Source organism: Gracilibacillus ureilyticus, assembly GCF_900111195.1.
Classification (GTDB): domain Bacteria; phylum Bacillota; class Bacilli; order Bacillales; family Amphibacillaceae; genus Gracilibacillus; species Gracilibacillus ureilyticus.
On sequence record NZ_FOGL01000006.1, the window covers coordinates 151287 to 164549 of the forward strand.

At 37.1% G+C, this 13263-nt stretch carries 16 protein-coding genes; 8 read left to right on the forward strand and 8 right to left on the reverse strand.

Annotated elements, in window-relative coordinates; genetic code table 11:
• The first annotated feature begins 56 nt into the window (after window positions 1-56).
• Entirely contained in the window at window positions 57-1172 is a 1116-nt protein-coding gene (gene ald / locus BMW36_RS08170; RefSeq protein ID WP_089740375.1) for an alanine dehydrogenase, read from the forward strand.
• A 19-nt stretch (window positions 1173-1191) separates the two neighbouring features.
• On the opposite strand, the gene BMW36_RS08175 is transcribed toward ald, so the two are convergent.
• The 5 genes from BMW36_RS08175 to BMW36_RS08195 all read right to left on the reverse strand — a co-directional run bounded on the left by BMW36_RS08175 (window position 1192) and on the right by BMW36_RS08195 (window position 4517).
• Window positions 1192-1437: a YuzB family protein gene (locus BMW36_RS08175; RefSeq protein ID WP_089740413.1), complete on the reverse strand. Its 246-nt coding sequence runs from the start codon at window positions 1435-1437 to the stop codon at window positions 1192-1194.
• A 112-nt stretch (window positions 1438-1549) separates the two neighbouring features.
• A complete protein-coding gene (locus tag BMW36_RS08180; RefSeq protein ID WP_089740376.1) occupies window positions 1550-2239 on the reverse strand; it encodes an LrgB family protein in 690 nt (229 codons plus the stop codon).
• A complete protein-coding gene (locus tag BMW36_RS08185; RefSeq protein WP_089740377.1) occupies window positions 2239-2604 on the reverse strand; it encodes a CidA/LrgA family protein in 366 nt (121 codons plus the stop codon). The genes BMW36_RS08180 and BMW36_RS08185 overlap by 1 nt, the downstream gene beginning before the upstream one ends.
• An 85-nt stretch (window positions 2605-2689) precedes the next feature.
• Window positions 2690-3241, reverse strand: coding sequence for a GNAT family N-acetyltransferase (locus BMW36_RS08190; RefSeq protein WP_089740378.1), 552 nt, complete (start codon window positions 3239-3241; stop codon window positions 2690-2692).
• Window positions 3242-3617: 376 nt separating this feature from the next.
• The gene (locus BMW36_RS08195) at window positions 3618-4517 is read right to left on the reverse strand and encodes a TIGR01777 family oxidoreductase (RefSeq protein ID WP_089740379.1); all 900 of its coding nucleotides are present in this window, start codon (window positions 4515-4517) and stop codon (window positions 3618-3620) included.
• Between the two features lie 70 nt (window positions 4518-4587).
• Between BMW36_RS08195 and recX the strand changes: the two genes are divergently transcribed.
• Window positions 4588-5406 (forward strand): recombination regulator RecX, encoded by an 819-nt coding sequence (gene recX, locus BMW36_RS08200; RefSeq protein WP_089740380.1) that lies wholly within the window; start codon window positions 4588-4590, stop codon window positions 5404-5406.
• A gap of 123 nt (window positions 5407-5529) precedes the next feature.
• Here the strand turns inward: recX and BMW36_RS08205 are convergent, their stop codons facing one another.
• Entirely contained in the window at window positions 5530-6321 is a 792-nt protein-coding gene (locus tag BMW36_RS08205; protein WP_089740381.1) for an HAD family hydrolase, read from the reverse strand.
• 125 nt (window positions 6322-6446) lie between these two features.
• Here BMW36_RS08205 and BMW36_RS08210 point away from each other — a divergent pair, with 125 nt between their 5' ends.
• Window positions 6447-6779 carry a YfhH family protein gene (locus tag BMW36_RS08210; RefSeq protein WP_089740382.1) on the forward strand — a complete coding sequence of 111 codons (333 nt, stop codon included), beginning with the start codon at window positions 6447-6449 and terminating at the stop codon, window positions 6777-6779.
• Window positions 6780-6792: 13 nt separating this feature from the next.
• Window positions 6793-7065 carry a YfhJ family protein gene (locus tag BMW36_RS08215; protein ID WP_089740383.1) on the forward strand — a complete coding sequence of 91 codons (273 nt, stop codon included), beginning with the start codon at window positions 6793-6795 and terminating at the stop codon, window positions 7063-7065.
• Window positions 7066-7110: 45 nt separating this feature from the next.
• On the opposite strand, the gene BMW36_RS08220 is transcribed toward BMW36_RS08215, so the two are convergent.
• Window positions 7111-8100: a metal-dependent hydrolase gene (locus BMW36_RS08220; protein WP_089740384.1), complete on the reverse strand. Its 990-nt coding sequence runs from the start codon at window positions 8098-8100 to the stop codon at window positions 7111-7113.
• A 104-nt stretch (window positions 8101-8204) separates the two neighbouring features.
• On the opposite strand from BMW36_RS08220, the gene mutY reads away from it, so the two are divergent.
• The 4 genes from mutY to BMW36_RS08240 all read left to right on the forward strand — a co-directional run bounded on the left by mutY (window position 8205) and on the right by BMW36_RS08240 (window position 12077).
• A complete protein-coding gene (mutY, locus tag BMW36_RS08225) occupies window positions 8205-9281 on the forward strand; it encodes an A/G-specific adenine glycosylase (RefSeq protein ID WP_089740385.1) in 1077 nt (358 codons plus the stop codon).
• A 141-nt stretch (window positions 9282-9422) separates the two neighbouring features.
• Window positions 9423-9599, forward strand: a complete 177-nt coding sequence (locus BMW36_RS08230; protein WP_089740386.1) for a gamma-type small acid-soluble spore protein — start codon at window positions 9423-9425, stop codon at window positions 9597-9599.
• Between the two features lie 167 nt (window positions 9600-9766).
• Window positions 9767-10297 carry a nucleoside tri-diphosphate phosphatase gene (ntdP, locus tag BMW36_RS08235; protein WP_089740387.1) on the forward strand — a complete coding sequence of 177 codons (531 nt, stop codon included), beginning with the start codon at window positions 9767-9769 and terminating at the stop codon, window positions 10295-10297.
• A 25-nt stretch (window positions 10298-10322) separates the two neighbouring features.
• Window positions 10323-12077 (forward strand): ABC transporter ATP-binding protein, encoded by a 1755-nt coding sequence (locus BMW36_RS08240; protein WP_089740388.1) that lies wholly within the window; start codon window positions 10323-10325, stop codon window positions 12075-12077.
• A 3-nt stretch (window positions 12078-12080) separates the two neighbouring features.
• On the opposite strand, the gene BMW36_RS08245 is transcribed toward BMW36_RS08240, so the two are convergent.
• Window positions 12081-13166, reverse strand: coding sequence for an FUSC family protein (locus tag BMW36_RS08245; RefSeq protein WP_089740389.1), 1086 nt, complete (start codon window positions 13164-13166; stop codon window positions 12081-12083).
• Window positions 13167-13263: the final 97 nt, after the last annotated feature.

Genomic DNA, 13263 nt, shown 5'->3' on the forward strand with positions numbered 1-13263 from the left:
AAAACAAATAGTAAGTAAAAGACATAATATGCTAAAAAAGAAAGCGGGTGGATTGGATGAAAATTGGTGTCCCAAAAGAAGTAAAGCAAAATGAGAACAGAGTTGCACTGACTCCGGCTGGTGTATTGACATTAACTAAATCAGGGCATCAGGTCTTTGTAGAGACTGAAGCAGGTGAAGGAAGCGGTATTTCGGATCACCATTATCAGGAAGCTGGAGCAGTCATCGTTCCAACGGCTGAACAAGCATGGGGACAGGAATTAGTTGTGAAAGTAAAAGAACCTCAGAAAGAGGAGTTTGCCTATTTTAGTGAAGGACAATTATTGTTTACTTATTTGCACTTAGCAGCAGAACAGGAAGTTGCAGAAGCGTTAATTGCGAAAAAAGTGACAGGAATTGCATATGAAACGATCCAATCTGACTCTGGTGAGTTACCATTATTAACCCCAATGAGCGAGATTGCCGGCCGAATGGCGGTACAATCTGGCGTACACTTCCTTGAGAAGATCAATGGCGGGAAAGGAGTACTGGTTGGTGGAGTGCCAGGCGTAGAACCTGCTAGGATTGTAATTATTGGTGGAGGTATTGTTGGAACAAATGCAGCTATGGTGGCAGCTGGTCTCGGGGCTGATGTGACACTACTGGATATAAACATAAGTCGTTTACGTCAACTGGAAGGAATTTTTCAAGGAAAAATTAAGACTCTTGCCTCGAATGAATATAATATCCGAACACAAGTAAAGAATGCGGATCTTTTAATTGGAGCTGTGCTCATTCCGGGGGCAAAAGCTCCGAAACTGGTTACGGATGATATGATACAAACAATGGAAGCTGGATCAGTAGTTGTGGATGTAGCTGTTGATCAAGGAGGATCCATTGAGACAGTTGATCAGATTACTACACATGATAATCCGGTATTTATAAAACATGGCGTCACTCATTATGCTGTAGCGAATATTCCCGGCGCTGTCCCTAAGACAGCAACATACGCATTAACGAATGTAACGACACCATACGTTATAAAACTTGCTAACCTTGGTCTCAATGAATTTGTCAAAGAAGACCCTTCCTTTGCAAAGGGATTAAATACGTACAAAGGGAAAATAGTCCATGAAGCGATAGCGCAGGGACTTGACAGAAGGTATGTAGAACTTCATACATTATTCCAGTAAAAAACGGAAGCTCCGCTTTTTACTGGAATAATGCTAATTCTTCTTCAATTGTTTTCCGTATTTTGTCTAAGGTTTCTTCAGGGGTTTTTCCATGAATCCTTTTTCCGTTAACCATTGCGTACGGCTTTAAGCGGCACAAACCGCAAAAATTCAGGCAATCATTGATTAATACAGCAACTTCAGGGTACTCTGATTCAATAATTCCTTCTATATCAAATGTATTCATTAAATTACTGTCACATATTTCCACAACTACGATCCCGATAGTCATCACCTTCCATCATTGATAATACAAGAATCAATCTCTTAAATTAACAAGATATGAACCGCTTTGTCAAACAAGAAGTTTACTTCCAGACTGACTAATGTTCACAAATTTAAAATAAAATTTTGAGTACAAGGGGTGCAATTAATGATACGAGAACTGCACTAATTGTCATTGATAGAGCACTCACTGCACCAGCCAGTTCACTGTCTTCCAGTGCTTTCGCTGTCCCTATAGCGTGTGAGGCTGTTCCAATTCCTAATCCTTTTGCAACAGGGTGATTCACACGGCCTGCCCTCCACATCATGGGAGCAAACATGGCCCCACTTATTCCGGCGATCATTACAAATATAGCTGCCAAAGACATACTGCCGCCAGTTGCATCAGTAATGCTTAATGCAACAGGTGTTGTCACAGATTTTGGTGCCACTGCAGCAATAACTGATTCCCCAAAACCTAATGATAATGTAAGCAGCACCCCGCTCAGGACGCCGATAAATGATCCGGTAAGAATGCCGGTAAAGATTACAAGCGCATATTTTTTAATTAAATATCTCTGCCTGTATAGTGGCAAAGCAAGAGCAACAACTAGTGGGCCTAAGAAGTGATTTATCCATTGACCGCCATACATATATACAGAATAGGGAATATCAAATAAATATAAAAAGATAATAATACTAAGTGATGTGATAATAATTGGTAAAGTAAATGGAGATGGGATTATACTGTATAATTTTTTGCTAATAAAATAAAAAAATACTGTCAGGATAAGAAACCCAATACCATAAAGATATGGAACCATTATATATCCGCCTCTTTCTCAAGCAGTTTTCCTGCTATAAAGCTAGTCGTAAATATGACGAGCAAAGTACTTAGAAAAGCCGCCAGCAAAATCAAACTCCCTTTTCCTCTGAAAAAATCAAAAAATTCTATAACCCCGACAGTCACTGGAACAAAAAATAATGGCATATCTTTTATTAACAGATCAATGCCATTACTAATTATCCTTTCAGGTATTATGTTAGTTAGTAACAAAACAAAAAACAGCAGCATTCCAATGATGCTGCCGGGAATCGTTAAGTTTAATACTGACTGAATATATTCCCCTAAATGATAAAAAATAAAAAGCAGCGAAATCTGTAACAAGATGTAAATAATTTTTTTCATTGATAAAGCCTCCAAAATAAGAAAAACCTAAACGATTCTTAGCACTATACAATAGTACAACAAATTCGTTTAGGTGACAAAGTATTCAGATTGCTTCTTCGCCTTCTTTTAATGTTTCCTGATGAGCGAAGTAACAATCGCGTGTAATCACATAAAGATCATAAATCGGATCTTCTAATGAACATTGATTTACTTTATCATATATTTGTGGATAACTCTCATTAGCGTACATAACATAAGGTACTTTAAGAATAGCCTTGGAAGAACGGTAATTAGTTTTCCTTATTTTAATAAAAATCGCTTCAATAGAGTGTTCATAGAACAGTTCACTAAAGAACGCATCTTTTGCCAGTTTGTTGTAACCTTTACCGAAATACGGCTGACCAATCCATGTAGCAAGAAAACCTGCCCCGTTTTCAATATCAAAAAGGTTGATTGTTCCTATCGGATTATACCATTCATCCAGGATTGTACGAGAGATCAGTTCCCCATTATCTTCCGCTTCCATCGTTTTCCTTGTAAGAAAGTAAAATTCATCACTTGAATTTGCCTTATGTCTTACATATGGGAAAACTTCAGGATGTATCATCAATTCATATAAAGCCGGTGCGTCTTGTAATTCTCTTTTTTTAAGCATAAAAAATCCCTCCTAAATGATGGAGGGTGTCATGGAAGAAGACAGGGTAACCCCTAGTAGTATGTTCCATCCACCCTCGAATTTTTATCAAAAAGCCACAAAAATTCGGGGTGGGAATCGAACCCACTAGAACCAGCTCTTACAGCTGGTGGCGCACCATTTGCCTTCCCTCCATGTCGACAACTTATCGTCTCGAAAAAATCTATTCTTATCTTACACAATTAATGTATATGTTGTAAATAGATTTTTGTTAAAAAATAAGAAAAAAATCAACGTAACTGGAAGAAATATTAAGAAAAATTAATATATACTTGATTAAATTAACAATACGTTATAATTTGATTGAAAATGAGCTATTATGACATAATATTCGTAATTATTTGAAAATTTTGCTCAATGCATCTTTCACATCAGGATGATTAAAATTGTATCCCGATAATGCTGCTTTTTCTGGTAACACTTTTTGTCCTTTTACGACAAGAATACTCATTTCACCTAATAAAATTTTTAGTAATATTCTTGGAACAGGTAACCAGTTGGGTTTGCCAAGTACTTCCGCTAACTTTTTCGACATTTCCCTGTTAGTAACAGGATTTGGGGAAGTTACGTGTAATGGCCCCTCAATATGGGGATGTTCAATAGAAAAGATAATCATATCCACTACATCTTTAATATGGACCCAGGAAATCCATTGATCCCCTGTACCAATCCGGCCGCCGATATAGAATTTAAATGGAAGTGCCATTAAGGGAAGTGCTCCTTCCGTTCCTAATATGACCCCAAAACGTGTAATAACTGTCCGTACTCCTTCAGCTTTCGCCTGTTGAGCTGTATCCTCCCAAGCTTCTGTTACCTCTGCTAGAAAGTCATTACCGGATTCGTTATCGCTTTCTGTATAGGTATGATATGTAGATGTGCCAAAGTAACCTATAGCAGAAGCGTTAACTAACACTTCAGGTTTTTCATTCATATTTCTGATCAATTCATTAATTTCATATGTCGCATTTATTCTGCTTTGGTATATTCGGTCTTTTTTTGATTTCGTCCAGTATCCGAAGAGTGAGTCACCCGCAAGGTTAATGATAGCATCGAGTTTCGGCAGCTGTTTGTCTGGCTGCTTTCCTTTCTTTAACCAGCCGATATAACGAACTTTATCTGTATCATGGTATCTTTCAGGGTGTCTCGTTAAGATGTATATCGTATCTCCACGTTCTGTCAGTTTTCTCGTTAAGTGCTTTCCGACAAAACCAGTACCCCCAGCTATTGCTATTTTCATGCTGATAACCTCCTGTATATTAATTGAAGAACAAATGTTTGTATGTTAAAATGATATAGAGGTGACAATAATGCCTGTTATTTCGAAAATTACAGTCCAAAAAAAGTTGAAGCATAGGTATAATGTTTTTCTTAAAGACAAAGACTCTGACTATTATGCGTTTAGTGTTGATGAAGACTTACTTATCTCTTATCATCTCCACAAAGGCCAGGAATTAACGCAGGAGCAAATAGATCAGATTCAGGAGAAGGATGCCTCTTATAAAGTGTATACCCTTTCTTTAAAGTTTTTAAGTTACAGAATGCGTTCTGAACAGGAATTAATCAATTATTTACAGAATAAAGATATAGAAATTACATTTATTGATGAAGTGATTAACCGGTTGAAGCGAGAAGGGTTGCTGGATGATCTTGCATTTAGTGAGGCATTGGTCAGGACAAGGATGGAAACCTCTTCAAAAGGCCCGTTGTTAATTAAAAAGGAATTACTCGAAAAAGGGATAAATCAATTAATTGCAGAGAAAGCTTTACGACAATTTCCTTATACAAAACAATATGAAAAAGCAGAACAATTAATTAGAAAAAAATTGGAACGTCCCTCAAGAAAATCCTATAAACAACAAGTGGATAGCGCCAAACAGTCGTTATTGCAAAAAGGCTATTCTTTGGGTGTCATCAGTGAAGTCATTCAACAAATAAAAACAACGTCAAACAATGAGGAAGAATATGAAGCGATTATCTATCAGGGAGAAAAGGCGCTGCAGAAATACCGGAAGAAAGACTCTGGCTTCCAACTAGAGCACAAAATTAGAGCAAACTTATTTCGTAAAGGTTTTGACTCAGAATTAATTCAGCAGTTTATCGATGAATTTGTGGTGGAAAGAGAGTGAGAGTGGGACATAACGGTCAGGTTGCGCACAAAACCCGACTATTAGAAAAAATCGGATTTTTTTATAGCTAATATGCGTTTGTCCCATACCCTTTCTCACAACTCTAAATGTGCGAAAACATTATTAATTTTTCACAAGGTTTGTAATTTGCTCGATAGCTTCACACACATCTGATACTACATATGAAGCTTTCTGTTGTACAGCAGCAGGTGCTGAAGACATAGCAAAACTGTTTGGTGTCATTTCGAACATAGGAATGTCATTATAGGCATCACCAATAACTGCTATTTCTTCAGGTTTGATTTGCAAGTGAGCTGCCAGAGCTTTCAGCCCCTCTGCTTTGCTGACACCTTCAGGAACAATGTCCAGACAACGGGGGTCTGATAAATACGATTCCATCTTGTCAGCAAATTGATCAGTTAATTCCTTTTGAATACCTGTTAATTCTTTTTCCTCACCAATCAGCATATATTTGCTTGCATGGATACTCTTCCCGTATTGTTCAATAAAATCAATTCCTTCTACTAATGGAAAGTAGAGGAAATTTTCCAGTGCTTTCATTTCATCGGTGATTTCTGAGATATAAATCTCATCACACGTTGATATACATAGGACATTTTCATATGCAGTTACTTTTTCATGAATGGCAATACTGTTAGAAACATCAAAAGTTTTAGAATAAATAGATTCACTGTCCTTTGTCTTAACAAATGTTCCATTCTGACTTACTCGATGCGCAGGCTGTTTCAGTTCCTTGCAAATTTCTAAAATGTCTCTGTCTAATCTGCCCGTCGCAATGGCAAAATCTATATGATGCTTACTTAATAATTGTATTGCACGTTTATCCTCATCTTTAATGATATTTCCGCTTTTCAGTAACGTTCCATCTAAATCTGTTGCGAACAATTTTATCATGCGTTATCCCCCTTTATACCAACCATTATAAACGTTATAACAAGTGATTACGATTGATTTGTTTAATTGTGCATTACTTTACTCCGTGCTAAAATAAGAGGTAATTAAGTATTGGTGGTGGGAAAGTGGAAAGAAGATACAGTACGTACACAGTGGAAGAATTGCGTGCAGAGATTGCGATGTTAAAGGAAAAGGTGCAAAAAGCAGAACAATTAGGAAATATAAGCGAATTTGAGATATTAGAGCGAAAAATGCAAATGGCGGCAGCTTATCTTGTCAATCCAAAAGATTTTCAGAAAGGGGAACGTTATGAGTTAGCAGGCGACCCTGGACAGACTTTTGAGATTACCTACATTAATGGTGTATTTGCATGGGGACACCGAATTAATTTACTTGGTCAAAAATTTGAAAAAGAAGAAGCGGTACCTCTTTCTATTTTACAACTCAGCAAACCGTAAGGCAGGTGATAGGATGAATGATGCTATCGAAAGTTTAGCGAAAGAGTTACAGGAAAGTAATCCAGACTTATCATTAATTGAAGCAAGAAGCTGGGTGGAATTATTATGGGAAGACTTTGAAGCTACACGTGCGAAAGCAGGCAGAAAATATGAAGGTGCAGAAACGACGCTGAGGATTGTCAGACACTGGATCCAACAGTATGGAACACATTTGAATGAATTTGCGGAAAGATATCCAAAATATAAAAAACTGATATACAATAATGAAGATAAGCCACTTCATTAAAAAAGTAGAAGGTTTGGTATGCCTTCTACTTTTTTAAATTTTGCTTTAAGTTGTTATTTGCTTGATTGGGTTTAATTTGTTTTGTAATTTTTCTTCGGAGAAAACCCAGCCGGTGTATGAATTCATAATCCTCATATTATCATCAATCTGTACGACTGCAACAAATGGATAATGACCTTCATTACGATAACGCAGGTCATAAAAGCGAACTTCACTGAAATCATCATAAACGTTCCATTCCCAGCGGTAGATCGGTGAAAATGAAAGAAAAGCTGCTATATTTTTGTCCTCTTTCGCAATCGCAAACAATTCCGTGTCAGGGACGGGTTCCTTTTCGAACTGATCATCTACTTTTATATGGCCATCCTCCACTCTGCCTACATAGTAATAGTCTCTTGTAATTATAGCTATCCGCCATATATTTTGTTTAGTTGTAGGAGATGTAGTAACCTTCTCTGTATGCTCAAAATGGTGATGTATATATTTGACTATTTCCCGCTTGTCGAGATATCGCTTAATATAATACAATAGAATGATGAAATATATTATTAACCAAGTGTATCCGGGATTTGCACCAATAATCCATGCGATTATACCAATAATATGCAAACTGAAAATATAAGGATCGAAAGTGCTAATAAATCCATATGCTACCCATTTTTTTGTAAAGGGACGGTAGGCTTGTGTTCCATATGCATTAAAAATATCCACAAATACATGAAGGATTACTGCTAGAAATGTCCATAACCATAAATGGAGGAAATCCACTCCAGGAACAAACAGATAGATTATGGAAGAGATCGCTATTCCCCAAAAAACTACTGCCGGAACTGAATGTGTAATTCCGCGATGATTCCGCAGATAAGCAGCATTATTCCGTAATTTTAATATCGTGTCAAAATCAGGAGCATGGGAGCCGATTATTGTCCCTGCCATGACTGCTGTAAAAAGGGATGGATCATGCTGGACTACAGGATCAAGTGTTGCAAGACCGCCAAGAGCGATGCCCATTGTAATATGTGTTGCTGTATCCATCAAAAGCTGCCCCCTTTTAAGTAATCATATATATAGTAATTCATCAAAGTGTGAAACGTTAATCATTAATTAATAACATCATTGTATCACGAAGGATGAGCAATATGAAAAATAATCAATTACCTGTCACAATTAATATACCCCAATTTCGCCATGATTTAATCACATGGTTTGAACAAGAGCAAAGAGACCTGCCATGGCGGGAAAATCAGGACCCTTATAGGGTATGGGTCTCTGAAATAATGCTCCAGCAGACAAAAGTAGAAACAGTTATTCCTTATTTTCACCGGTTTATCCAATCATTCCCTACCTTAGAGGCACTAGCTGAAGCGGATGAACAGCAAGTTTTAAAGGCATGGGAAGGTCTGGGTTATTATTCACGTGTAAGAAACCTGCAGGCAGCAGTTCGAGAGGTAGTTGCCGATTATAATGCGAAAGTGCCCGAGGATGCCGAACAGTTTGGTAATTTAAAGGGTGTCGGTCCCTATACTCAAGGGGCTGTTTTAAGTATTGCATACGGGAAAGCAGAGCCTGCAGTTGATGGAAACGTGATGCGCGTCCTTTCAAGGATTTTATTAATACAGGAAGATATCGCAAAGGCGAAAACAAGGAAAATATTTGAACAGGCAGTCAGACAGTTAATCTCTCATGAGAATCCATCTGCATTCAACCAGGGTTTAATGGAACTTGGTGCACTGATATGTACGCCGCGTAATCCCAGCTGTTTATTATGCCCTGTGCAGGTGCATTGTAAAGCGTACAGTGAAGGAATCCAGCATTCTCTGCCAGTCAAGACGAAAAAGACAAAACAGAAAGACGAAGCTTATTATGTGCTTGTAATGGAAGATAAAGATGGAAAATATATATTAGAACAGCGTCCAAATGAAGGATTACTTGCACAGATGTGGCAATTTCCAATGGTTGCAACGAAAGAAGTTAGCGAGAATCTTCTTGAGCCTTATATAATGGAACGTTATCAAATAAATTGTCAATCAATTGACCAGTTACAACCAGTTAAACATATTTTCTCCCATATAAAGTGGGATTTGAATGTTATTAAATGCAGATGTGACAAATTACGGGTCAGTGGGCCTGCTCAGCAGATTCTGTCTCTTGATGAAATAGAAAGTTATCCGTTACCTGTCTCACATCAGAAAATTTACAAACAATTGCTTCAATAGAGTATTACAGGATTAACTGCCTCTAATACTCTTCTGTATTAAAATTATTACACCTCGCGAATATAATACGCAGCAATGTAAAAAGTTTGCCGAATAAAAAGCAGGTTGCTGGGTAAATTAATGTTCGTGGAGGTGATTATGATGGCTAAAAGACAAAACCCGGCAAACCAGGCGAGCAAAACAAATGCTCAGGAAGTACAGCGTCAAAATCAGGCAGCAGCACAAGGTCAAGGACAATTTGGCACTGAGTTTGCTAGCGAAACAAACGCTCAAGAAGTAAGAGCACAAAACAGAAAGTCTGAAAATAACAAAAAATAAATAATGATAACGAAGACTCGGACCATTAAAAAGTGTAATGGTCCGGGTCTTTTTATTGGACCAAAAAATAACAGTTTTAATTTTGACAAGTACGCGTATTCGCTTTTTTATTTTATTATCGTTATAATAGTTAGTACTAATAAAATAAAGAAGGGGAGAAGATACGTATGGATGGCCTGGAACCAGGTAATTCAATCCAGATACAAAGTTATAAACACAATGGTCAGCTCCATCGTGTCTGGGATACAACAACAGTATTAAAAGGAACAAATAATCGGGTAATAGGCGCGAATGATAAAACTTTAGTAACAGAAAGTGATGGCAGAACGTGGATTACCCGTGAACCCGCAATCTGTTTCTTTCATGTGAAGTATTGGTTCAATATCATTGGTATGCTTCGGGATGACGGGATATATTATTATTGTAATATTAGTTCACCATTTGTTTTTGAAGATGGTGCTGTCAAATATATAGATTATGATTTAGATGTAAAAGTATTTCCAGATATGACTTTTACACTGCTGGATGAAGATGAGTATGAACTGCATAAAGCACAGATGAATTATCCAAAAGTGTTAGATAAAATTTTAACAAATAATTTAGAGTATTTACTTCATTGGATCAGACAGAGAAAAGGCCCCTTTTCACCTGAATTTGTTGATCAGTGGTATGAGTTATTTTTAACTTACCGATCATGACAGAATTGAAAGAGGTGACGCTAATTTGGACAGTATAAAAAGATACTTACAGTTCGTATATCCATATAAATGGAAAATACTAATAACCATATTGATTGGAATCGTAAAATTTGGTATCCCTTTACTGATTCCGCTTATTGTTAAATATGTAATTGACCATATTATAGGATCAGATGTTTTAACAACTTCTGAGAAATTATCTGAGCTATTCTGGTTAATGGGAATATCGGCAGTTGTATTTGTTGTATTAAGACCACCGATTGAATATTACAGGCAATATCTCGCACAATGGACCGGAAATAAAGTATTATATGATATTCGCGAGAAATTATTTGATCATATCCAGCGTTTGAGTTTGCAATTTTACTCAAGAACAAAAACAGGGGAAATAATTTCAAGGGTAATTCATGATGTAGAACAAACGAAAAATTTTATAATGACAGGTTTAATGAATATCTGGTTAGATATGATAACCATATTAATTGCAATTGGCATCATGCTTTCTATGGATGTCTGGTTAACGATTGTTGCTATTGCATTGTTCCCGCTCTACGGAATTTCGGTGAAAATATTTTACGGTAAACTTCGTGCATTGACAAGGAACAGGTCACAGGCACTTGCACAGGTCCAGGGCCATCTGCATGAAAGAGTACAAGGGATCCCTGTAACGAGAAGCTTCGCACTCGAAGATTACGAGCAGGATCAGTTTGATAAGCAAAATAAAAACTTTCTTGACAGAGCAATTGACCATACTGTATGGAATGCAAAAACTTTCTCGATTATGAATACAATAACTGATTTGGCACCACTCTTAGTAATTGGCTTTGCAGGATACTTTGCAATAACATCAGGGCTTTCTGTCGGGACAATTGCTGCATTTATCGGTTACATGGATCTGGTATACAACCCGCTGCGACGGCTGATCAGCTCATCGACTGTTCTTGTTCAATCAATTGCCTCGATGGACCGTGTATTCGAATTTATTGATGAGAAATATGACATTAAAGATAAACAAAATGCTCAGAAACTAATTGAAGTAAGAGGGGAAGTAGAGTTTGACCACGTTTCTTTCCGCTATGAAGATGAGGAGGAAATAGTATTACAGGACATTTCATTGAAAGTTAAGCAGGGAGAAACGATTGCGCTTGTCGGAATGAGCGGTGGGGGAAAATCTACAATTATCAGTTTGATCCCGCGTTTTTATGATGTTACAGATGGGCGCATATTAATAGATGGCATCGATATAAGAGATGTGCAGGCAAGGTCATTAAGGGATAAAATTGGTATGGTCCTGCAAGACAACATACTGTTTAGTGAATCAATTGCTGCAAATATCCGTATGGGAAAGCCGGATGCTTCGGATGAGGAAGTTATAGAGGCTGCAAAAGCAGCGAATGCTCACAGCTTTATATCTGAGTTAGCCAATGGCTATGATACCCTTGTTGGTGAACGGGGAGTCAAATTATCCGGTGGCCAGAAACAAAGAATCGCTATTGCAAGAGTCTTTCTGAAAAATCCGCCACTTTTAATTCTTGATGAGGCTACGTCAGCTCTTGATTTAGAAAGTGAAAGTCTGATTCAGGATGCATTAGAGAAGCTGGCTTCAGACAGAACAACTTTTATAGTGGCACACAGGCTTTCAACGATTACACATGCCGACAGAATAGTTTTAGTGGAAAAAGGGTTAATAGTAGAAGAAGGAACACACCATGAATTAATGAAGAAGAAAGGCAATTATTATAACTTGTATCAAATTCAGGAACTGGAGGAAGGAGAGTAGCACTTATGGTGCAATTCTCCTCCTTTTCTTTTTTTTGAAATTAAGATTAAAACCGTCATGGAACTTCTGATAACTGTAGAGTAATTTCTGTAAATACAGTATTTCTTTATGATAGTCCATTAGTCGCGAAGCAAGCGGAAGCAAGATATGACGATCTTTTTCATCTTTTTCATAAACACGGAATAAAGTATCAACTAAATGTGGAAGATTAGGAGTTGTAATATCTTCTACAGGCTTCGTTTGATTCTTTTTAATTTTGCCCATTGTACTTAACAGTAATCTTTCATGACCGTAAATGATTTTATCAAGCTCATCAACGAGTACTTTTTGGAACTCTTTTGGAATGGAATCGATTTTGTCATCGAATTGGTAGAACGCACGTAAGGTTTCTAAAGATTTCTTTGATGTCACAATCATTTGTCTGAATATAACCATTTTCCTCATTTTCGGAACTCTTGCTTTTCTCCGGTATATTCGTTCTTCATTATATAATGAGTATGTGTTATCGATATGGGCAATTTCAAGATCTAATCGGTCAATCTCCCCTTTTAGGGCAGGATCATCTGATAAATGCCTTGTTGATATTCTAAGCCACAGCAATATATCTGCGGTCATCTGATCAATTTGTTTAAATAAGCGCAATTCATATTTTGGCGGGAAAAATAACAAATTAACAAAAAAGGCAGTCACAATACCTAAAGTTAATGAAAGAAACCGCAAACCAGCAAAGTTAACCAGCATCATTTCTGTTGTTTCCATGACAGCCAATACTGCAATAAGTGCAAGTGCAATTGTATTCTCATTCATTCTTAAATACATACAAAAACCTATCACTATTATCGTAGTAAACCCTATTATTATTGGGTCATTTCCTAATGTGAATACAATGACAGCTGCAATAGAGACACCGAAGATATTTGCGTAAATTTGCTCAAACATTGTTTGAAAAGAGCGGTAAATATTTGGCTGAATCGCAAAAGCTGCAGCAATTCCGGCATAGGTAGCTGAGGGAAGGCCGATTAAATTAGCTATATATAATGCAACAGTCACAGCAATTCCCGTTTTTAACATTCTTGCTCCCAGTTTCAAGATTATCACCTACTAAAATTGGTTATTATTAGTATAACACGTAGCTGGTATAATTTCTTTTCTAGAGTTAGATGCTCCAGTTCCAATAAATTGTTAT